At 71.3% G+C, this 21384-nt stretch carries 23 protein-coding genes and 5 tRNA genes; 22 read left to right on the top strand and 6 right to left on the bottom strand.

What is annotated here, in order from left to right; translation table 11 throughout:
- Window positions 1-342: 342 nt before the first annotated feature.
- The 9 genes from AB0C73_RS24525 (at window position 343) to AB0C73_RS24485 (ending at window position 4448) form a co-directional block, all read left to right on the top strand.
- Window positions 343-531, top strand: coding sequence for a hypothetical protein (locus AB0C73_RS24525; RefSeq protein ID WP_362533833.1), 189 nt, complete (start codon window positions 343-345; stop codon window positions 529-531).
- A gap of 253 nt (window positions 532-784) precedes the next feature.
- The gene (locus AB0C73_RS24520; protein ID WP_362533831.1) at window positions 785-1579 is read left to right on the top strand and encodes a fumarylacetoacetate hydrolase family protein; all 795 of its coding nucleotides are present in this window, start codon (window positions 785-787) and stop codon (window positions 1577-1579) included.
- The gene (gltX, locus tag AB0C73_RS24515) at window positions 1572-3047 is read left to right on the top strand and encodes a glutamate--tRNA ligase (protein ID WP_362533828.1); all 1476 of its coding nucleotides are present in this window, start codon (window positions 1572-1574) and stop codon (window positions 3045-3047) included. Before AB0C73_RS24520 ends, gltX begins: the two co-directional genes overlap by 8 nt.
- A 59-nt stretch (window positions 3048-3106) precedes the next feature.
- Window positions 3107-3829 carry an HAD family hydrolase gene (locus AB0C73_RS24510; protein WP_362533826.1) on the top strand — a complete coding sequence of 241 codons (723 nt, stop codon included), beginning with the start codon at window positions 3107-3109 and terminating at the stop codon, window positions 3827-3829.
- A 95-nt stretch (window positions 3830-3924) separates the two neighbouring features.
- Window positions 3925-3996, top strand: a tRNA-Gln gene (locus tag AB0C73_RS24505).
- Window positions 3997-4038: 42 nt separating this feature from the next.
- A tRNA-Glu gene (locus tag AB0C73_RS24500) sits at window positions 4039-4111 on the top strand.
- Window positions 4112-4172: 61 nt separating this feature from the next.
- Window positions 4173-4245, top strand: a tRNA-Glu gene (locus AB0C73_RS24495).
- Window positions 4246-4265: 20 nt separating this feature from the next.
- Window positions 4266-4337, top strand: a tRNA-Gln gene (locus AB0C73_RS24490).
- Window positions 4338-4375: 38 nt separating this feature from the next.
- Window positions 4376-4448 (top strand) — tRNA-Glu (locus AB0C73_RS24485).
- Between the two features lie 145 nt (window positions 4449-4593).
- Here the strand turns inward: AB0C73_RS24485 and ndgR are convergent.
- Window positions 4594-5310, bottom strand: coding sequence for an IclR family transcriptional regulator NdgR (gene ndgR, locus AB0C73_RS24480; protein ID WP_128977462.1), 717 nt, complete (start codon window positions 5308-5310; stop codon window positions 4594-4596).
- Window positions 5311-5451: 141 nt separating this feature from the next.
- Between ndgR and leuC the strand changes: the two genes are divergently transcribed.
- The 4 genes from leuC (at window position 5452) to AB0C73_RS24460 (ending at window position 8623) form a co-directional block, all read left to right on the top strand.
- Window positions 5452-6876 carry a 3-isopropylmalate dehydratase large subunit gene (leuC, locus tag AB0C73_RS24475; protein WP_362533823.1) on the top strand — a complete coding sequence of 475 codons (1425 nt, stop codon included), beginning with the start codon at window positions 5452-5454 and terminating at the stop codon, window positions 6874-6876.
- 6 nt (window positions 6877-6882) lie between these two features.
- Window positions 6883-7476, top strand: coding sequence for a 3-isopropylmalate dehydratase small subunit (gene leuD, locus AB0C73_RS24470; protein WP_362533820.1), 594 nt, complete (start codon window positions 6883-6885; stop codon window positions 7474-7476).
- A 104-nt stretch (window positions 7477-7580) separates the two neighbouring features.
- Window positions 7581-7808 (top strand): hypothetical protein, encoded by a 228-nt coding sequence (locus AB0C73_RS24465; protein ID WP_260227783.1) that lies wholly within the window; start codon window positions 7581-7583, stop codon window positions 7806-7808.
- Between the two features lie 143 nt (window positions 7809-7951).
- The gene (locus tag AB0C73_RS24460) at window positions 7952-8623 is read left to right on the top strand and encodes an HU family DNA-binding protein (protein WP_362533818.1); all 672 of its coding nucleotides are present in this window, start codon (window positions 7952-7954) and stop codon (window positions 8621-8623) included.
- A 65-nt stretch (window positions 8624-8688) separates the two neighbouring features.
- Here the strand turns inward: AB0C73_RS24460 and AB0C73_RS24455 are convergent, their stop codons facing one another.
- Window positions 8689-8892, bottom strand: a complete 204-nt coding sequence (locus AB0C73_RS24455) for a hypothetical protein (protein WP_362533816.1) — start codon at window positions 8890-8892, stop codon at window positions 8689-8691.
- A 217-nt stretch (window positions 8893-9109) separates the two neighbouring features.
- Complete coding sequence (gene cofC, locus AB0C73_RS24450; RefSeq protein ID WP_362533813.1) at window positions 9110-9769, bottom strand: 2-phospho-L-lactate guanylyltransferase; 660 nt, start codon at window positions 9767-9769, stop codon at window positions 9110-9112.
- Between the two features lie 147 nt (window positions 9770-9916).
- Between cofC and AB0C73_RS24445 the strand changes: the two genes are divergently transcribed.
- The 3 genes from AB0C73_RS24445 (at window position 9917) to AB0C73_RS24435 (ending at window position 12889) form a co-directional block, all read left to right on the top strand.
- On the top strand, window positions 9917-10669 hold the full coding sequence (locus AB0C73_RS24445) for a lysophospholipid acyltransferase family protein (RefSeq protein ID WP_362533811.1): 753 nt from the start codon (window positions 9917-9919) through the stop codon (window positions 10667-10669).
- The gene (locus AB0C73_RS24440; RefSeq protein WP_362533808.1) at window positions 10666-11667 is read left to right on the top strand and encodes an NAD(P)H-dependent glycerol-3-phosphate dehydrogenase; all 1002 of its coding nucleotides are present in this window, start codon (window positions 10666-10668) and stop codon (window positions 11665-11667) included. Before AB0C73_RS24445 ends, AB0C73_RS24440 begins: the two co-directional genes overlap by 4 nt.
- Before the next feature lie 82 nt (window positions 11668-11749).
- Window positions 11750-12889, top strand: a complete 1140-nt coding sequence (locus AB0C73_RS24435; protein ID WP_362533805.1) for a D-alanine--D-alanine ligase family protein — start codon at window positions 11750-11752, stop codon at window positions 12887-12889.
- Between the two features lie 61 nt (window positions 12890-12950).
- Here AB0C73_RS24435 and AB0C73_RS24430 read toward each other — a convergent pair whose 3' ends face one another.
- Together AB0C73_RS24430 and AB0C73_RS24425 are read right to left on the bottom strand one after the other, a co-directional pair.
- Window positions 12951-13430: a DUF3515 domain-containing protein gene (locus tag AB0C73_RS24430; protein ID WP_362534019.1), complete on the bottom strand. Its 480-nt coding sequence runs from the start codon at window positions 13428-13430 to the stop codon at window positions 12951-12953.
- 23 nt (window positions 13431-13453) lie between these two features.
- Window positions 13454-13687, bottom strand: a complete 234-nt coding sequence (locus tag AB0C73_RS24425; protein ID WP_362533802.1) for an Lrp/AsnC ligand binding domain-containing protein — start codon at window positions 13685-13687, stop codon at window positions 13454-13456.
- 233 nt (window positions 13688-13920) lie between these two features.
- Here AB0C73_RS24425 and AB0C73_RS24420 point away from each other — a divergent pair, with 233 nt between their 5' ends.
- Together AB0C73_RS24420 and thiD are read left to right on the top strand one after the other, a co-directional pair.
- Entirely contained in the window at window positions 13921-14883 is a 963-nt protein-coding gene (locus AB0C73_RS24420; protein ID WP_362533800.1) for a thiamine-phosphate kinase, read from the top strand.
- A complete protein-coding gene (gene thiD, locus AB0C73_RS24415) occupies window positions 14880-15683 on the top strand; it encodes a bifunctional hydroxymethylpyrimidine kinase/phosphomethylpyrimidine kinase (protein WP_362533798.1) in 804 nt (267 codons plus the stop codon). Before AB0C73_RS24420 ends, thiD begins: the two co-directional genes overlap by 4 nt.
- A 142-nt stretch (window positions 15684-15825) precedes the next feature.
- Here the strand turns inward: thiD and rpmB are convergent, their stop codons facing one another.
- Window positions 15826-16011, bottom strand: a complete 186-nt coding sequence (gene rpmB / locus AB0C73_RS24410; RefSeq protein WP_003957616.1) for a 50S ribosomal protein L28 — start codon at window positions 16009-16011, stop codon at window positions 15826-15828.
- Window positions 16012-16246: 235 nt separating this feature from the next.
- On the opposite strand from rpmB, the gene AB0C73_RS24405 reads away from it, so the two are divergent.
- The 4 genes from AB0C73_RS24405 (at window position 16247) to coaD (ending at window position 21313) form a co-directional block, all read left to right on the top strand.
- Window positions 16247-17839, top strand: a complete 1593-nt coding sequence (locus AB0C73_RS24405; RefSeq protein WP_362533795.1) for a DAK2 domain-containing protein — start codon at window positions 16247-16249, stop codon at window positions 17837-17839.
- A gap of 51 nt (window positions 17840-17890) precedes the next feature.
- Complete coding sequence (recG, locus tag AB0C73_RS24400) at window positions 17891-20104, top strand: ATP-dependent DNA helicase RecG (RefSeq protein WP_362533793.1); 2214 nt, start codon at window positions 17891-17893, stop codon at window positions 20102-20104.
- A gap of 118 nt (window positions 20105-20222) precedes the next feature.
- Window positions 20223-20804, top strand: coding sequence for a 16S rRNA (guanine(966)-N(2))-methyltransferase RsmD (gene rsmD / locus AB0C73_RS24395; protein ID WP_362533790.1), 582 nt, complete (start codon window positions 20223-20225; stop codon window positions 20802-20804).
- A gap of 26 nt (window positions 20805-20830) precedes the next feature.
- Window positions 20831-21313, top strand: coding sequence for a pantetheine-phosphate adenylyltransferase (coaD, locus tag AB0C73_RS24390; RefSeq protein ID WP_362534018.1), 483 nt, complete (start codon window positions 20831-20833; stop codon window positions 21311-21313).
- Window positions 21314-21384: the final 71 nt, after the last annotated feature.

The following is a 21384-nucleotide window of genomic DNA, read 5'->3' as shown; positions in this document are numbered from 1 at the left end:
GGCATGACAACGTGTGCACACGATGTCACCCCATGTAGAAGATGATCACGGACGAATCGGGCGGAACGGAGCGAAACGTCGGAGGGGTGGGGGTGTCCCAGTCGCCATGATCAGGAGCGGAATGGATCGTTCAGTGGAGGAATGTCCGTTTCGGTTACCTCGGACGGCGGTGCGTAATGCCCGGTTTGCTCCACCGGTGGTGAGCAAACTCACACGTAGTTCGTTGAATCCGCCATGCATTCGCAGGGAATTGCATGTTTAGCCTGACGCTTTACAGAATGGGCATCCCGTACACGCGCCCCCACCGGCGCCCCCCACCGCAGACAAGGGTCCGACACCGCGATGAAGACGACGTCCGTACTCCGCACCACGGCCAACCCCCGCCGCTCCACCCTCGTCCACCTCGCGGACGCGGCGGAGCTCGGCCGGGGCGTCCAGCCCGAGTACGCCGCGGTGCTCCCCGGCCGCACGGCCAACCCGCGCCGCACGATCCTGATGACCGCCCCGGCGCCGTACCGTCCGGGCGAGTAACCGGGCGAGTAATACGGCGAGGCGGCGCCCCGGGGCCTGCCGGCCGACGCAGACCGGGCTCTCGGGCCCTGACACGCGCATCTGCCGCGTTGTCGTCGGTCGCCATGGCTCCGCCATTGCCTCCCTCCTCCGCCTTGCATCTGCACGCGCCAGACCCCGCTCGCTGATCCGGTCTGCGTCGGCCGGCAGGCCCCGCCGCGTTAGCCTGGAGCGTCAGACTCCAGCCAGTAGCAAGTGAGGGGCGACAGCACTCGTGCGCATCGCCAGATTCTCCATCGACGGGAACGTCGCCTTCGGAGCGGTCGAGGGCGAGGGGACCGTCGAGTCCGGCGGCCTGGTCCTCGACATCATCAAGGGCATCCCGTACACCGACTTCGAGCTCAGCGGCACCAAGGTCCCGCTGAGCAAGGTCCGGCTCCTGCCGCCCGTGCTCCCCAACAAGGTCGTGGGCATCGGCCGCAACTACGCGGAGCACGCGAAGGAACTCGGCAACGAGGTCCCCGAGGTCCCGGTGGCCTTCTTCAAGCCCACCACCTCGGTCATCGGCCCCGGCGACGCCATCGAGTACCCCTCCTTCTCCCACGAGCTGCACCACGAGGCCGAACTGGCCGTGGTCATCGGCCGCATGTGCCGCGAGGTGCCCCGCGAGCGCGTCCAGGACGTCGTCTTCGGCTACACCTGTGCCAACGACGTCACCGCGCGCGACGTCCAGAAGCGCGAGTCCCAGTGGGCCCGCGCCAAGGGCTTCGACACCTCCTGCCCGCTGGGCCCCTGGGTCGAGACCGGCCTGAGCACCGCCGACGCGAACGACCTCACCGTCCAGGCGACGGTCAACGGCGAACAGCGTCAGCTGGGTCGTACGAGCGACATGATCCGCTCCATCGAGGACCTGGTCGTCCACATCTCCGAGGCCATGACGCTGCTCCCGGGCGACGTCATCCTCACCGGCACCCCCGCCGGGGTCGGCCCCCTCAACGTCGGCGACGAGGTCGCCGTCACCATCGAAGGCATCGGCACTCTCACCAACAGGGTGATCAAGCGTGGCTAACGCGAACATCCGCGTCCGTTTCTGTCCCTCCCCGACCGGCAACCCCCATGTGGGCCTGGTCCGCACCGCCCTCTTCAACTGGGCCTTCGCCCGGCACAACCAGGGCACCATGGTCTTCCGCATCGAGGACACCGACGCGGCGCGCGACTCCGAGGAGTCGTACAACCAGCTCCTCGACTCGCTGAAGTGGCTCGGCCTCGACTGGGACGAGGGCCCCGAGACCGGCGGCCCGCACGAGCCGTACCGCCAGTCGCAGCGGATGGACATCTACAAGGACGTCGCCGAGAAGCTGCTCGCCGGCGGGTACGCGTACCACTGCTACTGCACCCAGACCGAGCTCGACGACCGCCGCGAGGCCGCCCGCGCCGCCGGCCGGCCGTCCGGCTACGACGGCCACTGCCGTGAGCTGACCGCCGAGCAGGTCGAGGCGTACAAGGCCGAGGGCCGCGAGGCCATCGTCCGCTTCCGGATGCCCGACGAGACCATCACCTTCGACGACCTGGTCCGCGGCGAGCTCACCTTCACCCCGGAGAACGTCCCGGACTACGGCATCGTGCGCGCCAACGGCGCCCCGCTGTACACCCTGGTCAACCCGGTCGACGACGCCCTGATGCAGATCACCCACGTGCTGCGCGGCGAGGACCTGCTCTCCTCCACCCCGCGCCAGATCGCGCTCTACAAGGCGCTGATCGAGCTGGGCGTCGCCAAGGAGATCCCGCAGTTCGGCCACCTGCCGTACGTGATGGGCGAGGGCAACAAGAAGCTCTCCAAGCGCGACCCGCAGGCCTCCCTCAACCTCTACCGGGAGCGCGGCTTCCTCCCCGAGGGCCTGCTCAACTACCTCTCCCTCCTCGGCTGGTCCTTCTCCGCCGACCGGGACCTCTTCACCATCCCCGAGATGGTCGAGAAGTTCGACATCGCGGACGTCAACGCCAACCCGGCCCGCTTCGACCTCAAGAAGGCCGAGTCCATCAACGCGGACCACATCCGCATGCTGGACGTGAAGGACTTCGCCGCGGCCTGCGAGCCCTGGCTGGCGGCCCCGCACGCCGACTGGGCCCCGGAGGACTTCGACCGCGCCGCCTGGGAGGCCATCGCGCCCTACGCCCAGACGCGTCTGACCGTCCTGTCGGACATCACGGCCAACGTCGACTTCCTGTTCCTGCCGGAGCCGGTCTTCGACGAGACCAGCTGGACCAAGGCCATGAAGGAGGGCTCGGACGCCCTCCTGGTCACCGCCCGCGAGAAGCTGGACGCGGCCGACTGGAACGACCCGGAGTCCCTGAAGAACGCCGTCCTGGCCGCCGGCGAGGCCCACGGCCTCAAGCTCGGCAAGGCCCAGGCCCCGGTCCGCGTCGCCGTCACCGGCCGCACGGTCGGCCTCCCGCTCTTCGAGTCGCTCCAGATCCTGGGCAAGGACAAGACCCTCGCCCGCATCGACGCGGCCCTGGCGAAGCTCGCCGGCTGATCCCCGCGCGTACGCGAAGTACCCCCGTCCCGCCCCGGGACGGGGGTACCGTCGTCTTCATGACCATCCGCGCCGTCCTCTGGGACGTGGACGACACGATCTTCGACTACGCGGGCGCCGACCGGGACGGCATGCGTGCGCACCTCGCGGCCGAGGGCCTGGCCGGGGGATTCGGCTCCGTCGACCAGGCCCTCGGGCGCTGGAAGGAGCTCACGGAGCTGCACTGGCGGCGGTACGAGGCCGGGCTCGGTGACTGGCAGGAGCAGCGGCGGTGGCGGGTGCGGGACTTCCTGGAGCGGCCGGGGATGACCGAGGACGAGGCCGACGGGTGGTTCGACCGCTACGTGGCGCACTACGAGGCCGCCTGGGAGCTCTTCCCCGACACCGTGCCCGTGCTCGATCTGCTGGCCCGTGACTACCGTCACGGCGTGCTTTCGAACTCCAGCATCCACGCCCAGGAGCCCAAGCTCCGCGCGCTGGGCGTACGGGACCGCTTCGAGGCCGTGCTGTGCGCCGCCGAGCTCGGGGTGGCCAAGCCGGCCCCGGAGGCGTTCCACGCGGCCTGTACGGCCCTGGGGTTGCCGCCCGGCCAGGTGGCGTACGTCGGGGACCAGCCGGACACGGACGCGCGCGGCGCCGTCGAGGCGGGGCTGCTCGGGGTCTGGCTGGACCGCGCGGACACCGGCGGGAGGCCCGAGCTGACCCGCATCACCGGCCTCCACCAGCTGCCCGGCGTGCTGGCCGCGGATACGCGTTTTGGAGCACCGTCCACCTTCGGGTAATGTTCTTCCTGCGCCGAGGGGAACGGGCCGAAAGGCCGGAAAGCCCCGGAAGCGCAAGCCGAGCAAGATCCCTTCTCGAAGTGATCACGTTCCGGTGGCCTATGGTGTAATTGGCAGCACGACTGATTCTGGTTCAGTTAGTCTTGGTTCGAGTCCAGGTAGGCCAGCTCGCAGAGCTCATCTGCAACCGTGGATAATAGATCCACAAAGCCCCCGTTGTGTAGCGGCCTAGCACGCTGCCCTCTCAAGGCAGTAGCGCCGGTTCGAATCCGGTCGGGGGTACAGATCCTTCCCGCGGGATCACTTGGGTAGCTCCCAGTGATGTCGATGCAGGATCGCTAGGGCCCCCGTTGTGTAGCGGCCTAGCACGCCGCCCTCTCAAGGCGGTAGCGCCGGTTCGAATCCGGTCGGGGGTACGAGTTGGTCTAAACCACTTTGGTCTATGGTGTAATTGGCAGCACGACTGATTCTGGTTCAGTTAGTCTAGGTTCGAGTCCTGGTAGACCAGCTTGGATCTGCGGCGGTTCAAACGCCTGCAAGATCCGCGCCCCCGTTGTGTAGCGGCCTAGCACGCCGCCCTCTCAAGGCGGTAGCGCCGGTTCGAATCCGGTCGGGGGTACGCACAGGAGAAGCCCTTCCCTTCGGGGGAGGGCTTCTTCGTCATGTGTGTCGTGACACACAACTCCGGCCCACCGCTGCGGCGTTGGAGCGGTGGGCCGGACACGTGCAGATGAAGCGTGTACAGATGAACAGAGGGAAGGCGATCAGCCGTTGCGGCGCAGGGCCTCGGTCAGGCGCGCGGCGGCGTCGATGACCGCCTGGGCGTGCATACGGCCCGGGTGGCGGGTCAGGCGCTCGATCGGGCCGGAGACCGACACGGCGGCCACCACGCGGTTCGAGGGGCCGCGCACGGGCGCCGAGACGGACGCCACGCCCGGCTCGCGCTCGCCGATCGACTGGGCCCAGCCGCGGCGCCGTACGCCCGACAGGGCCGTCGCCGTGAAGCGGGCGCCCTGGAGGCCGCGGTGCAGCCGCTCGGGCTCCTCCCAGGCCATCAGGATCTGCGCCGACGAGCCGGCCTTCATCGTGAGCGTCGAGCCGACCGGGACGGTGTCCCGGAGTCCGGACAGGCGCTCGGCCGCCGCCACGCAGATGCGCATGTCGCCCTGGCGCCGGTAGAGCTGGGCGCTCTCGCCCGTCACGTCGCGCAGATGCGTCAGCACCGGCCCGGCGGTCGCGAGCAGGCGGTCCTCACCGGCCGCGGCGGCGAGCTCCGCGAGCCGCGGTCCGAGGATGAACCGGCCCTGCATGTCGCGGGCCACCATCCGGTGGTGTTCCAGTGCCACGGCCAGTCGGTGGGCCGTGGGTCGTGCGAGTCCCGTCGCCGCGACCAGTCCTGCGAGGGTGGCCGGACCGGACTCCAGGGCGCTCAGGACAAGGGCTGCCTTGTCGAGAACGCCTACGCCGCTAGAGTTGTCCATGCAACGATATTCGCGTCTCACTCTGTGAAACGCAAGTTCAATTTTCCGAGGAACGCGTCACTCTGGTGGGGCGGCCGCACGACGGCCCGCGAAACGGGTCTCTAGTGGTGCCGGCGCACGCCGCCGGCCGGAGGGAAAGCGATGGGTAGGACACTCGCGGAGAAGGTCTGGGACGACCATGTCGTCCGGCGCGCCGAGGGCGAGCCCGACCTCCTCTTCATCGATCTGCACCTGCTGCACGAGGTGACCAGCCCACAGGCGTTCGACGGGCTCCGGCAGAACGGCCGGCAGGTGCGGCGGCTCGACCTCACCATCGCCACCGAGGACCACAACACCCCCACCCTCGACATCGACAAGCCGATCGCCGACCCGGTCTCCCGCGCCCAGTTGGAGACCCTGCGCAAGAACTGCGCCGAGTTCGGCGTACGGCTGCACCCGCTGGGCGACGTCGAGCAGGGCGTCGTCCACGTGGTGGGACCGCAGCTGGGCCTGACCCAGCCGGGCACCACCGTGGTCTGCGGCGACTCCCACACCTCCACCCACGGCGCCTTCGGCGCCCTCGCCTTCGGCATCGGCACCAGCCAGGTCGAGCACGTCCTCGCCACCCAGACGCTGCCGATGGCCCGCCCGAAGACCATGGCCATCACCGTGGACGGCGACCTGCCCGCCGACGTCACCGCCAAGGACCTGATCCTCGCGATCATCGCGCGGATCGGCACCGGCGGCGGCCAGGGCTACGTCCTGGAGTACCGCGGCTCCGCCATCGAGAAACTCTCGATGGAGGCCCGGATGACCATCTGCAACATGTCCATCGAGGCCGGCGCCCGCGCGGGCATGATCGCCCCCGACGAGACCACCTTCGCCTACCTCAAGGGCCGTGCCCACGCCCCCGAGGGCGAGGACTGGGACGCCGCCGTCGCGTACTGGAGGACGCTGCGGACGGACGAGGACGCGGTCTTCGACGCCGAGGTCGTCATCGACGCCGCCGAGCTCGCGCCGTTCGTCACCTGGGGCACCAACCCCGGCCAGGGCGCGCCGCTTTCGGCTCAGGTCCCCGACCCCGCTTCGTACGAAGACGCCTCGGAGCGCCTGGCCGCCGAAAAGGCCCTGGAGTACATGGGGTTGACCGCCGGGCAGCCGCTGCGCGACATCAGGGTCGACACCGTCTTCGTAGGCTCCTGCACCAACGGGCGCATCGAGGACCTGCGCAACGCGGCCTCGCTCCTGGAGGGCCGCAAGGTCGCCGACGGCGTCCGCATGCTGGTCGTCCCCGGCTCGGTCCGGGTCGCCCTGCAGGCCGTCGAGGAGGGCCTGGACAAGGTCTTCAAGGAGGCCGGCGCCGAATGGCGGCACGCGGGCTGCTCCATGTGTCTGGGCATGAACCCCGACCAACTGGCGCCCGGTGAGCGCTCCGCGTCCACCTCCAACCGCAACTTCGAGGGCCGGCAGGGCAAGGGCGGCCGCACCCACCTGGTCTCCCCCCAGGTCGCCGCCGCCACCGCCGTCCTGGGCCACCTGGCCTCCCCGGCCGATCTGTCCGACGTCGCCACCACCGCGGGGGTCTGAGGAACCATGGAAGCTTTCACCACCCACACCGGCCGGGCCGTCCCGCTGCGCCGCAGCAACGTCGACACCGACCAGATCATCCCGGCGCACTGGCTCAAGAAGGTCACCCGCGACGGCTTCGAGGACGGCCTCTTCGAGGCCTGGCGCAAGGACGAGCAGTTCGTCCTCAACCGCCCCGAGCGGCAGGGCGCCACGGTCCTGGTGGCCGGCCCCGACTTCGGCACCGGCTCCTCCCGCGAGCACGCCGTCTGGGCGCTCCAGAACTACGGCTTCAAGACCGTGATCTCCGCCCGCTTCGCCGACATCTTCCGCGGCAACTCGCTGAAGAACGGCCTGCTGACCGTGGTCCTGCCGCAGGCGACCGTGGACGCGCTCTGGGAGCTGACCGAGGCCGACCCGACCGCCGAGGTGACCGTCGACCTGGAGGCCCGCAAGGTCCTCGCGGCCGGGATCGACGCCGACTTCGAGCTCGACGAGAACGCCCGCTGGCGGCTCCTGAACGGTCTGGACGACATCAGCCTCACCCTTCAGAACGAAGCGGACATCGCGGCTTACGAGGCCGCGAGGCCGGCCTTCAAGCCCCGTACAATTGCCGCCTGAGCAGCGCTTTTCCAGTACTGCGCCCTCCACCGTCCGGTGGGGGGCGCAGTCGCTTGTTGAGGCCCGGTCGGGCGACAACTCGCCCTAGATGGCACAATCGGTGCATGGAACGCGACAGCCAACTCGAGCTCTACGAGGCAGTCGCCGCCCGATTGAAGGAAGCGCACACAAGGGTGCGCGAACTGCAAGTCCCGGAGGGCGTAAGGATGGCGCTGTCCCGGAAGCTGCTGGTCGTCACGGCCGCGGCGAAGCACGATCTTGCGGACGCGGCAACGCGTCTGGACCGGTTGATGAAGGACCTCGACGAGGGTCGATTCCCTGAAGACGACTGACACCCGGAACTCCGCAACTCGTCTACCGCGTTGCGGCACAAGGGTGATTAGCCCGTTTCGTGTTTGATTTGCGGTATATACATGCCTAACGTGCGAAAAAGCTTGAACACTTTCGTTCCGGCAAAGTCTCCGAAGGGGAAGACGTGAACAAGGCGCAGCTCGTAGAAGCGATTGCCGACAAGTTGGGCGGTCGCCAGCAGGCCGCCGAAGCCGTCGACCACGTGCTCGACGCCATCGTGCGCGCCGTGGTCTCCGGGGACCGGGTCTCGGTCACCGGTTTCGGCTCGTTCGAGAAGGTCGACCGTCCGGCCCGCTACGCCCGCAACCCGCAGACGGGCGAGCGGGTGCGGGTCAAGAAGACCTCCGTCCCGCGCTTCCGTGCCGGTCAGGGCTTCAAGGACCTGGTCAGCGGCTCGAAGAAGCTCCCCAAGGGCGGCGAGGTCTCCGTCAAGAAGGCCCCGAAGGGCTCCCTCACCGGCGGCGCGGCCGCTGCCACGGTGAAGAAGGCGGCGGCGAAGAAGGCCACCACCGCGAAGAAGGCCGCCGCTGCCAAGAAGGCGGCCCCGGCCAAGAAGACCGTGGCGAAGAAGACCACCGCCGCGGCCAAGAAGACGGTCGCCAAGAAGACCACGGCCGCCGCCAAGAAGACCACCGCGGCCGCGAAGAAGGCGGCCCCGGCGAAGAAGACCACGGCGGCGGCCAAGAAGACCGTCGCGAAGAAGACCGCCCCGGCCAAGAAGGCCGTCGCGAAGAAGGCGCCGGCGAAGAAGACGACGGCGCGCAAGACCACCGCGAAGAAGGCCGCCGCGAAGTAGCAGGACGGCGGACGCTCACACGCCGGGCCGGGCTCCCCTGGGGGGAGCCCGGCCCGCGGGCGTCACTAGAACGTCTGCAGCGTCACCAGCGTGATCCGCAGGTCGCCCTTCGCGCCCTCCGTCTCGATCCGCACCCGCTGCCCCGGCCGCAACAACCGCAACCCCCCGGCCTCGAAGGCCTCGGCCCCGAACTCCACGGGCGTTCCGTCGTCGAGCAGCACGCTGCCGGTGCGGTTCTCGGGGTCGTATGTGTACGCGGTCGCCTGCATGCCGCCAGCCTATCGGCCACGCCGGGTGCGACAGGCCCGGGCGCCCCGGCCGCCTGCGGGCCCTGCGCCCTGCCCGCCCGCGACCCTTCGGGCCCGGAACGGCCCCACCCCTCCTGCCATCGGCCACCGGCCGGCCCTCGGGGCGAAGCCCCGGGAGTCACGGCCACCCCACCCCAGCCCGGGCCGGGCCGGGGGTAGGGGGCCGAGATTCGGCCCCCTACCCCGCCGCCCGTACCCACCGCGCCGCCGTCCGTGGGCCCACGCCCAGGGTGAGTGCCGCCGACAGGTCGTCGGCCGTGTCCACGTCGCGGCGGACGGAATGGACGTCCGGGAGGCGGATTTCCACGGCGCCGGTGGACAAATGGCGGCGGCGGGAAGCTCCACCGAAAGCCGGTTCCAATTCCACGCCCGGGGCGGCCGAGAGGAATGTCGTACCTATTTCGGCGGCATCGGCGAGAAAAGCCCGGGGAAATTGTCCGGCCACCGCCAGGACGCGGGCCAGTTCGGCGGGGCGGAGGGCCGGGAGGTCGGCGTTGAGGGCGGCGACGCGGGCGGAGGGGCGCAGGGCGCGGACCGTGCGGGCGCCGTGGGAGAGGGCTTCGTTGAGGCCCGCGGCAGGGAGGTCGGGGACGATGCGGGCGCCCAGGGCGGCGAGCGCCGCGCCGGCCGCGGGGTCGTCCGTGACGACCGCCACATCCCGCACCGCCGGGCAGGCGAGGGCCGCCGCCACCGTGTCCTCGGCGAAGGCGAGCGCGAGCCGGCCGCGCAGCAGGCCCCCCACGGCAGGCGCCAGGCGGCTCTTGGCCCGGGCCAGCGGCTTCAGGGGCACCACCAGGGACCAGGCGTTCTCGGTGTCGTGCTCGGCGTGGCTCGTCATCGCGCCCCATTCTGTCCCGTCCACGCGAACCGTCCGCGCCAACCGCCCGCGCGAATCGCCCACGCCCCGGGGCGTACGGTGTCCTCGACAGGCCAGGGGCAGGGGGTGACACTTGACCCCTTGCGCAGTCCGGAGAAAGGTGTTCGAGTGTCCCGCCGCAGAATCGGCTTCTGGTACCGCCTCGCGGCGGTCATCGCCAAACCCCCACTGGTGGTGCTGTTCAACCGGGACTGGCGCGGACAGGAGCACATCCCCGCCGACGGCGGCTTCATCACCGCGGTGAACCACAACTCGTACCTGGACCCGCTCTCCTACGCGCACTACCAGTACAACACCGGCCGCGTACCCCGCTTCCTGGCCAAGGCGGGCCTCTTCAAGGCCGGATTCGTCGGCACCATGCTCCGCAACACCGGCCAGATCCCGGTCTACCGCGAGACCACGAACGCCCTGGACGCCTTCCGGTCCGCCGTCGACGCCATCGAGCGCGGCGAATGCGTCGCCTTCTACCCCGAGGGCACCCTCACCCGCGACCCCGAGATGTGGCCGATGGCCGGCAAGACCGGCGCCGCCCGCGTCGCCCTGCTGACCAAGGCCCCCGTCATCCCGGTCGCCCAGTGGGGCGCGAACCTCGCGATGCCGCCGTACGCCAAGCAGGACAAGCTCCGGCTGCGGCCCCGCAAGACCCTGATCGTGCAGGCCGGTCCGCCGGTCGACCTCTCCCGCTTCTACGACGTCGAGCCCACGCCCGACGTCCTGCGCGAGGCCACCGAGGTGATCATGGCCGCCATCACCGGGATCCTGGAGGAGATCCGCGGGGAGCAGGCGCCCGCGGAGCCGTACGACCACCGCAAGGCCCGCCAGGAACAGCGCCGCAAGGCCGCGGAGGAAGGCAAGAAGTGACCAAGGCAGCCGTCTTCGGCAACGGATCCTGGGGCACCGCCTTCGCCATGGTGCTCGCCGACGCGGGCTGCGAGGTGAGCCTCTGGGGCCGCCGCGCCGAACTCGCCGAGGCCATCAACCGCACCGGGACCAACCCCGACTACCTCCCCGGCGTCGAACTCCCCAAGGGGATCACCGCCACCGCCGACCCGGCCGAGGCCGCCCGCGACGCCGACTTCACCGTCCTCGTCGTCCCCTCCCAGACGCTGCGCGGCAACCTCGCCGCCTGGAAGCCGCTCCTCGCGCCCGACACGGTCCTCGTGTCCCTGATGAAGGGCGTCGAACTCGGCACCGCCAAGCGGATGAGCGAGGTCATCACCGAGGTCGCCGACGTGCCGGCCGAGCGCGTGGCCGTGCTCACCGGCCCCAACCTGGCCAAGGAGATCGCCGCCCGGCAGCCCGCCGCCGCGGTCGTCGCCTGCGCCGACGAGTCGGTCGCCCAGCGGCTCCAGACCGCCTGCATGACCCCGTACTTCCGCCCGTACACCAACACCGACGTGGTCGGCTGCGAGCTCGGCGGAGCGGTCAAGAACGTCATCGGTCTCGCCGTCGGCATCGCCAACGGCATGGGCCTCGGCGACAACTCCAAGGCCACCCTCATCACCCGAGGCCTCGCCGAGACCACCCGCCTCGGTCTCGCCATGGGCGCCGACCCGCTGACCTTCTCCGGCCTCGCGGGCCTCGGCGACCTCGTCGCCACCTGCTCCTCGCCGCTCTCCCGGAACAACACCTTCGGCACCAACCTGGGCCGCGGGATGACCCTCCAGGAGACCATCGCGGCCACCAAGCAGACCGCCGAGGGCGTCAAGTCCTGCGAGTCCGTGCTGGATCTGGCCCGCCGCCACGGCGTCGACATGCCCATCACCGAGACCGTCGTCTCGATCGTCCACGACGGCAAGCCGCCGGTGGTCGCGCTCAAGGAACTCATGTCGCGCTCGGCCAAGCCCGAGCGCCGCTGAGCGGACCGCGCTTGACCCGTACGCGCGCGCGTGACGCGGGGCGCTCAGCAGTTCGGACGCCGCAGGGTACGCTCATCGCGATATGAGCGAGAACACCCAGAGCCCCCGCAAGCCGCGCGTGGCCGTCGTCTTCGGCGGACGCAGCTCCGAGCACGCCATCTCGGTCGTCACCGCAGGTGCCGTCCTGAAGGCGATCGACCGGGACAAGTACGACGTGCTGCCCATCGGCATCACCCGCGAGGGGCGCTGGGCGCTGACCGCCGACGCCCCCGAGCGGATGGCCATCAGCGACCGCGCCCTGCCGGACGTCGCCGAACTCGCCGAGTCCGCCACCGGCGGCGTCGTGCTGCCCGTCGACCCGGCCAGCCGCGAGGTCGTGCTGAGCGAGCCCGGCGCGCTGCCGCAGGCGCTCGGCGAGGTCGACGTCGTGTTCCCGATGCTGCACGGCCCGTACGGCGAGGACGGCACCCTCCAGGGCCTCCTGGAGCTCTCCGGCATCCCGTACGTCGGCGCGGGCGTCCTCGCCTCCGCCGTCGGCCAGGACAAGGAGTACATGAAGCGGGTCTTCGTCTCCTTCGGCCTGCCGGTCGGCCCGTACGAGGTCATCCGGCCGCGCGAGTGGGAGCAGAACCCGGCCGCCGCCCGCAAGAAGATCGTGGAGTTCGCCGCCGACCACGGCTGGCCGCTCTTCGTGAAGCCGGCCCGCGGCGGCTCGTCCGTCGGCATCACCAAGGTCGACGACCTCTCCGGCCTCGACGAGGCCGTCGAGGAGGCCCGCCGCTTCGACCCGAAGATCATCGTGGAGTCGCTGATCCGCGGCCGCGAGATCGAGTGCGGCGTCCTGGAGTTCGAGGACGGCCCGCGCGCCAGCGTGCCCGCCGAGATCCCGCCGGTCACCGACCACGCCTTCTACGACTTCGAGGCCAAGTACATCGACTCGGCCTCCGGCATGGTGCCCGCGCCGATCGGCGACGAGGCCACCGCCGAGGTGCAGCGCCTCGCCGTGCTCGCCTACGAGTCGGTGTCCTGCGAGGGCCTGGTGCGCGCCGACTTCTTCCTCACGGAGGACGGCGGGTTCGTCATCAACGAGATCAACACCATGCCCGGCTTCACGCCGATCTCCATGTACCCGCGGATGTGGCAGGAGAGCGGCGTCGGCTACCAGGAGCTCGTCGACCGGCTCATCCAGGCCGCGCTGAACCGCTCCACGGGACTGCGCTAGCTCTTCCCGGCCCCCGGCCCCCCGGCCCCGGGCTCTCGGAGGCTCCTCTCCGGGGCTCCTCTCAGAGGCTGGGGGGCACGGCCTTCTTCACCGGTTCGGCGAAGTCCACCAGCGGGCCCACGTCGTGCGCGTAGCGCTGGTCGAGGGTCACCTCCACATACGCCTTGCGGTAGGTGGTGGTGAACCGCGGCCCGTCGCCCGCGCGCGGCTCGTACAGCCAGTTCACGCCGTTCGCGTCGACGCCCTGGGCCTGTGGATCGCTCATCTTTTCGGGCCGGGGGACTCCGCAGCGCAGTACGATCGCCGCATCCCCCCACGCGGCGGTCAGCTCGGACTCCGGCTCGGTCGCGGTCCGCGCCAGACCGGCCACGGTGCCGGGCAGCTCCTTCGCGAGGGCACGGCAGACGGCGGCCTCGGCCGCCGGCGGGCTGGGAACCGGCACCGACACCTCCGCGTCCGACGCGGAACAGCCGGTGACGGCCAGCAGCAGCACGGCCGCGGCGGCGGAGACGGGCAGGCCGAGCGGCCGGTGGGAAGACATCACCGGCCAAGGGTAGACGGGGGCTAGATATGCACGACCGGGCAGGTGAGGGTGCGCGTGATGCCTTCCACTTGCTGGACCTTGGCCACCACCATGCGCCCGAGCGCGTCCACGGTGTCGGCCTCGGCGCGCACGATCACGTCGTAGGGGCCGGTCACGTCCTCGGCCTGGATCACCCCCGAGATCTGCGCGATGGTCTCGGCGACAGCGTTCGCCTTGCCCACCTCGGTCTGAATAAGGATGTACGCCTGTACCACGGAACCTCCAGGGCGGCCACGAGGATCTTGTGGGAGAAAGAGACGCCACGGTACCGCGTCGCCGCGGGCCGCGGGGAGACCTCCGGGTCCGGAGGCGCGCGCGGGGTGGCGTACACACATGAGAAGTTGACGGTCTACTTGACGGTATCCGGCACGGTGACGGCCCGCGACCCGCACGGCGAGGAGCGGCGGAGCGGCGCGGCGGCCGGCACGACGACACGAGGTGAATCGCGGTGAAGGGCACAGTCGGAGAGCTCGGCGAGTTCGGGCTCATCAGGGAGCTGACCTCCCGGCTCACCTCCACCCCCGCGGTGCGGATCGGGCCCGGCGACGACGCCGCGGTCGTCTCCGCCCCCGACCGGCGGGTGGTGGCCAGCACGGACATCCTGCTCGAAGGACGCCACTTCCGCCGCGACTGGTCCACGGCCTACGACGTGGGCCGCAAGGCCGCCGCGCAGAACCTCGCCGACATCGCCGCCATGGGCGCGGTGCCCACCGCACTGCTCCTCGGCCTCGTCGTACCTGCCGAGCTCCCGGTCACCTGGACCACCGAACTCATGGACGGACTGCGCGACGAATGTCAGGTCGCCGGTGCCGCCGTGGTCGGCGGCGACGTGGTCCGCGGCGACACGATCATGGTCTCCATCACCGCCCTCGGTGATCTGCGCAACCACGACCCGGTCACCCGCGGCGGCGCCCAGCCCGGCGACGTCGTCGCCTACACCGGCTGGCTCGGCTGGTCCGCCGCCGGCTACGCGGTGCTCTCCCGCGGCTTCCGCTCCCCGCGCGCCTTCGTCGAGGCCCACCGCCGCCCCGAGCCGCCGTACCACGCCGGCCCCGCCGCGGCCGGGCTCGGCGCCACCGCCATGTGCGACGTCAGCGACGGCCTGATCGCCGACCTCGGGCACATCGCCGAGGCCAGCAAGGTCCGCATCGACCTGCGCTCCGGCTCCATCGACATCCCCAGCCAGATGAACGACATCGGCCAGGCCGTCGGCGTCGACCCGCTCCAGTGGGTGCTCACCGGGGGAGAGGACCACGCGATCGTCGCGACCTTCCCGGCGGACGTGAAGCTGCCCGCCCGCTGGAAGGTCATCGGCGAGGTCCTCAACCCCTCCGCGCTGCCGCAGGTGACCGTGGACGGCGCGCCGTGGCACAGCAAGGGCGGCTGGGACCACTTCGGGGGCATGGAGTGACCGTCCGGCCCCCTCTGGTCCTGACCGTCGCCGGATCGGACTCCGGCGGCGGCGCGGGCATCCAGGCCGACCTGAAGACCATGCTCGCGCTCGGCGTCCACGGCATGAGCGTGATCACCGCCGTGACCGCCCAGAACTCGCAGGGCGTCCAAGGGGCCTGGGAACTGCCAGAGGAGGCCGTACGGGCCCAGTACCGGGCCGTGGTGGACGACATCGGCGTCCAGGCCGTCAAGACCGGCATGCTGGCCTCCGCCGCGCTCGTGGAGACGGTGGCGGAGCTGCTGGCCCCGCTGGACGCCCCGGTGGTCGTCGACCCGGTCGGCGTCTCCAAGCACGGCGACCCGCTGCTCGCCGCCTCCGCCCTCGACTCCGTCCGTACGAGGCTGCTTCCGGCCGCGACCGTCGCCACCCCCAACCTGGACGAGGTGACCCAGCTCACGGGCCTCGTGGTCGAGGACGAGGACGGCATGCGCCGGGCGGCCGGCGCGATCCTCGCGTACGGGCCGCGCTGGGCGCTGATCAAGGGCGGGCACCTGCCCGGAGACACCGCGGAGGCCGTCGACCTGCTCACCGACGGCACCGAGGAGCACTGGCTGCGCGCCCCGCGCCATGACAACCGGCACACCCACGGCACGGGCTGCACGCTCGCCTCGGCGGTCGCCTCGGGCCTCGCGAAGGGCCTGACGGTCCCGGAGGCCGTACGGCAGGCCAAGGCGTATGTGACGGGTGCCATCGCCGCAGGATTCGCCCTGGGCGCGGGGATCGGCCCGGTCGACCACGGATGGGCACTGCGGCGCTAGCCGATGCCCCTCAGGCGGGGTCCGGAGGCGGGTCCGCAACCGTTTCCGCAGGCGTTTCCGGGCAAGGCAAAAGGCCGGTTCACCGAGGTGAACCGGCCTTTCAAGGCAACCGCAGGGGCTGCGCTACGACACGACGTCGCGATTAGCGCGAGACCTTGCCGGCCTTGATGCACGAGGTGCAGACGTTGAGCCGCTTCGGCGTCCGACCGACCACGGCACGCACACGCTGGATGTTCGGGTTCCAGCGACGAGACGTACGGCGGTGCGAGTGCGAAATGTTGTTGCCGAAGCCCGGCCCCTTGCCGCAGACGTCGCAGTTGGCAGCCACGGGTCACTCCAAAGACTTCAGATTTACAGTGAAACCGGCGCACCGGAATCGGATCAGGGATCTGAAGTGGCTTGCCGGGGAATGGCCCGACCAGTGCCGGGCAACCGAAGCAGCATACAACGTCTGCTTCCGTGGAACGAAACTACCACGGCCCGCCCGGCCCCCGCCCCCGGCTCCGGACGGATGCCGGTCTACCCTGCGGTGAACCCACCGCGAAGCACAGGAGGACCACCCGTTGCCGCGAGCTCCGCAGACCCTCGACGCCGAGACGGTCCGATCCTGGTGCGCAGGAGCCCTTGCGGCGCTCGGGAGAGAGCGCGCGGAGATCGACGCCATCAACGTCTATCCCGTCGCGGACGGGGACACCGGCACCAACCTCTACCTGACCGTGGAGTCGGCCGCCCGGGCCGTGAACGAGGCCGCCGAGGACGCCGACGTGGCGGAGATCATACGGACGATGGCGCACGGCGCCCTGATCGGCGCCCGCGGCAACTCCGGCACCATCCTGTCCCAGCTGCTGCGCGGCATGGCCGCCGTCCTGGCCGGCGAAGCCGACGGCGACCGGCTCGCCCGCGCCCTGGCGAGCGCCGCCGACGCGGCCCGCCGGGCCGTCGCCCACCCCGTCGAGGGCACCCTCCTCACCGTCGCCGACGCGGCGGCCGCCGCCTGCGCCGCGGGCGGGGACCTCGTCAGCGTCGCCCGCAGCGCCTACGACGGCGCCCTCGCCGCGCTCGCCGCCACGCCGGGACAGCTCGACGTGCTGCGCAAGGCCGGAGTCGTGGACGCCGGCGGCGCCGGCCTCGTCGCCGTCCTCGGCGCCCTCCTGGAGGCCCTCACCGGCGAGGCCCCGGCCCGGCCCGCCGAACCCGCCCCGCACCACCCGGTGCTCGCCGTCGACCCCGTGCTCGCCGCCGACTGCGCGGCCGGGGCCGGGGAAGGGCCCGCGTACGAGGTCATCTACCTCCTGGAGGCCGGCGACCAGGCCGTGGACCGGCTCCGCGACCGGCTCGACGCACTGGGGGAGTCCCTGGTGGTCGTCGGCGGCGACGGACTGTGGAACGTGCACGTCCACGTCGACGACGCCGGCGCCGCGGTCGAGGCCGGCATCGAGGCGGGACGCCCGTACCGCATCGGCGTCACCCACCTGGAGACCCGGCCCGAACCCGCCGAGCGCGCCGTCGTCGCCGTGCTGCCCGGCGAGGGCCTGGCCGGGCTGTGCGCCGAGGCCGGCGCGACCACCCTGGTCGCCCGCCCCGGCGAGACCCCCACCGCCGCCGAACTCACCGAGGCGATCCGCCGCGCCCACGCCCGCGAGATCGTCCTGCTCCCCAACGACACCGACCTGCGCGAGATCGCCGCCCAGGCCGCCGAGCACGCCCGCCGCGAGGGCATCAGGGTCGCCCTCATCCCCACCCGCGCCGCCGTCCAGGGCATCGCCGCGCTCGCCGTCCACGAACCCGGCCGGCGCTTCGACGAGGACGTCGTCGCCATGACCGCCGCCGCCGGCGCCACCCGCTACGCCGAACTCGGCGTCGCCGAACGCCAGTCCTTCACCTCCGCCGGCGTCTGCCAGGCCGGCGACGTCCTCGGCCTCATCGAGGGCGACGTCGCCGTCATCGGCCGCGACCTCACCACGACCGCCGTCACCGTCCTCGACCGCATGCTCTCCGCCGGCGGCGAACTCGTCACCGTGGTCGTCGCCGCCGACACCCCCGACGACCTCGCCGACACCCTCGAACAGCACGTCCGCGCCACCTACTTGGCCGTCGACACCACCGTCTACCAGGCGGGCGCGGGAGCACCGCCGCTGCTCATCGGCGTCGAATAGCCCGCTTCACGAGACCGAGGGGCGCGACTTCTGTCAGTGCCGTGGTGTGCAATGGACCACGTGCCCGCGCTCGACGAACCCCTCAAGAAACTGCTCGGCGCCGCCACCGCCAAGGTGATGGCCGAGCACCTGGACCTGCACACGGTCGGCGACCTGCTGCACCACTACCCGCGGCGGTACGCCGAGCGCGGCGAGCTGACCGCGCTCGCCGACCTCCCCCTGGACGAGCACGTCACCGTGGTCGCCCAGGTCGCCGACGCGCGCGTGCACACCTTCAACCGGGGCGGGCGCGGCAAGGGCCAGCGCCTGGAGGTCACCATCACCGACGGCAGCGGCCGCATGCAGCTGGTGTTCTTCGGCCGCACCGTCCACTTCCACCAGAAGGAACTGCTGCCCGGCCGGCGCGCCATGTTCGCGGGCAAGGTCGGCATGTTCAACCGGCGCCTCCAGCTCGCCCACCCCGAGTACAAGCTCCTCGACGCCGAGAGCAGCACCGAGACCGTCAAGGCCTTCGCGAGCGAGCTGCTGCCCATCTACCCGGCCTGCAAGCAGCTGGAGTCCTGGACCATCGAGCAGTCCGTCGGTATCGCCCTCGACTCCATGGCCGCCACCGCGTGGGAGGGGCTCGTCGACCCGCTGCCGCCCGCCCTGCGCGAGGGCCGCGGCCTCGCCGACCTGCCCGACGCCCTCACCCGTATCCACCGCCCCCGCACCAAGGCCGACATCGCCGACGCCCGCGACCGCCTCAAGTGGGACGAGGCCTTCGTCCTCCAGGTCGCCCTGGCCCGCCGCCGCCACGCCGACACCCAGCTCCCGGCCGTCCCCCGCCGCCCCGCCCCCGACGGCCTCCTCACCGCCTTCGACGCCCGCCTCCCCTTCACCCTCACCGAGGGCCAGGAGAAGGTCTCGAAGGAGATCTTCGACGACCTCGCCACCGAGCACCCCATGCACCGCCTCCTCCAGGGCGAGGTCGGTTCCGGGAAGACGATGGTCGCGCTGCGCGCCATGCTCGCCGTCGTCGACGCCGGGGGACAGGCCGCGATGCTCGCGCCCACCGAGGTGCTCGCCCAGCAGCACCACCGGTCGGTCACCGAGATGATGGGCGACCTCGCCGAGGGAGGGATGCTCGGCGGCGCCGACCAGGGCACCAAGGTCGTGCTGCTCACCGGGTCCATGGGGGCCGCCGGGCGGCGGCAGGCGCTGCTCGACCTGGTCACCGGCGAGGCCGGGATCGTCATCGGCACGCACGCGCTGATCGAGGACAAGGTGCAGTTCCACGACCTCGGCCTGGTCGTCGTGGACGAGCAGCACCGCTTCGGCGTCGAGCAGCGCGACGCCCTGCGCGGCAAGGGCAAGCAGCCGCCGCACCTGCTCGTCATGACGGCCACGCCCATTCCCCGTACCGTCGCCATGACCGTCTTCGGCGACCTGGAGACCTCCGTCCTCGACCAGCTGCCCGCCGGGCGCTCCCCGATCGCCAGCCATGTCGTCCCCGCCGCCGACAAGCCGCACTTCCTCGCCCGCGCCTGGGAGCGGGTCCGCGAGGAGGTCGAGGCCGGGCACCAGGCGTACGTGGTGTGCCCGAGGATCGGCGACGAGGAGGACCAGAAGAAGAAGGCCAAGGCGTCCCCCGAGGACGAGGCCGAGAAGCGCCCGCCGCTCGCCGTCCTCGACGTCGCCGAGCAGCTGCGCGCCGGACCGCTCGCCGGGCTGCGCGTCGAGGTGCTGCACGGCCGGATGCACCCCGACGACAAGGACGAGGTCATGCGCCGCTTCGCCGCCGGCGAGGCGGACGTCCTGGTCGCCACCACCGTCATCGAGGTCGGCGTCAACGTGCCCAACGCCACCGCCATGGTGATCATGGACGCCGACCGCTTCGGCGTCTCCCAGCTGCACCAGCTCCGCGGCCGCGTCGGCCGAGGCTCCGCCGCCGGTCTGTGCCTCCTCGTCACCGAGATGCCCGAGGCCGGCCCGGCGCGCCAGCGGCTCGGCGCCGTCGCCTCCACCCTCGACGGCTTCGAGCTCTCCCGGATCGACCTCGAACAGCGCCGCGAGGGCGACGTCCTCGGCCAGGCCCAGTCCGGCGTCCGCTCCTCCCTGCGGGTCCTCGCCGTCATCGAGGACGAGGAGGTCATCGCCGCCGCCCGCGAGGAGGCCACCGCCCTCGTCCTCGCCGACCCCGACCTCACCGCCCACCCCGCGCTGCGCACCGCGCTCGACGCGCTCCTGGACAAGGACCGGGAGGAGTACCTGGAGAAGGGCTGACCGAGCACCCGGACAAGGGCTGACCGCCGCACACCAGGCCGAATCCCGAGGCCGAATCCCGGCCGGACCGCCATAAGCTATTGCGTACGCAATGGTTTATGGAGAACGAGGAACCCACATGACCCGCGTGATCGCCGGCACCGCCGGCGGACGACGGCTCGCCGTGCCCCCCGGCACCGGCACCCGGCCCACCTCCGACCGCGCGAGGGAAGGTCTCTTCTCCACCTGGGAGTCCTTCCACGGCCTCGCAGGCGCCCGGGTCGCCGACCTGTACGCGGGCTCCGGCGCCGTCGGCCTGGAGGCACTCTCCCGCGGCGCCGCCCACGCCCTGCTCGTCGAGACCGACCCGCGCGCCGCGAAGACCGTCCGGGAGAACATCCGCTCCCTCGGCCTGCCCGGCGCCGAGTTCCGCACCGGGAAGGCCGAGCAGATCATCACCGGACCGGCCCCGGCCGAGCCGTACGACCTGGTCTTCCTCGACCCGCCCTACGCCGTCGCGGACGCCGAGTTGCGCGAGATCCTCCTCACAATGCGCGCGGGGGGCTGGATGGCGGAAGATGCCCTCGTCACCGTGGAGCGCAGCACCCGGGGCGGCGTTTTCGGCTGGCCGGACGGCTTCGAACCACTGCGGGCCCGTCGCTACGGCGAGGGAACGTTTTGGTACGGTCGCGCCGCCTCTACGTGCGAAGACGCACGATGACCGGACCGGAGAGCGAGGGAACCAAGGTGCGCCGCGCCGTCTGTCCGGGGTCGTTCGACCCCATCACCAATGGACATCTCGACATCATCGCCCGAGCCTCCAAGCTGTACGACGTCGTGCACGTCGCGGTGATGATCAACCAGGCGAAGAAGGGCCTGTTCACGGTCGACGAGCGGATCGAGCTGATCCGCGAGGTCACCGCCGACTTCGGCAACGTCGAGGTCGAGTCCTTCCACGGCCTGCTCGTCGACTTCTGCAAGCAGCGCGACATCCCCGCCATCGTCAAGGGACTCCGCGCCGTCAGCGACTTCGACTACGAGCTGCAGATGGCCCAGATGAACAACGGGCTCTCCGGCGTCGAGACGCTGTTCGTGCCCACCAACCCCACCTACAGCTTCCTGTCGTCCTCGCTGGTCAAGGAGGTCGCGGCCTGGGGCGGCGACGTCTCCCACCTGGTGCCGCCGCAGGTCCTCGGCAAGCTCACCGAGCGGCTGCGCCGCGAGCGGTGATCCGGCGGTGATCAGGCTGCGAGCGGGCTGCGAGCGGGCTGGGTATCGCCGTGAGCCGGCCGTGACCCCCG

Origin of the sequence: Streptomyces sp. NPDC048623 (genome assembly GCF_040650755.1) — a bacterium.
GTDB lineage: Bacteria > Actinomycetota > Actinomycetes > Streptomycetales > Streptomycetaceae > Streptomyces.
The sequence above is the reverse complement of the archived record's forward strand: the minus strand, read 5'-3'. Positions and strand labels throughout refer to the sequence as shown.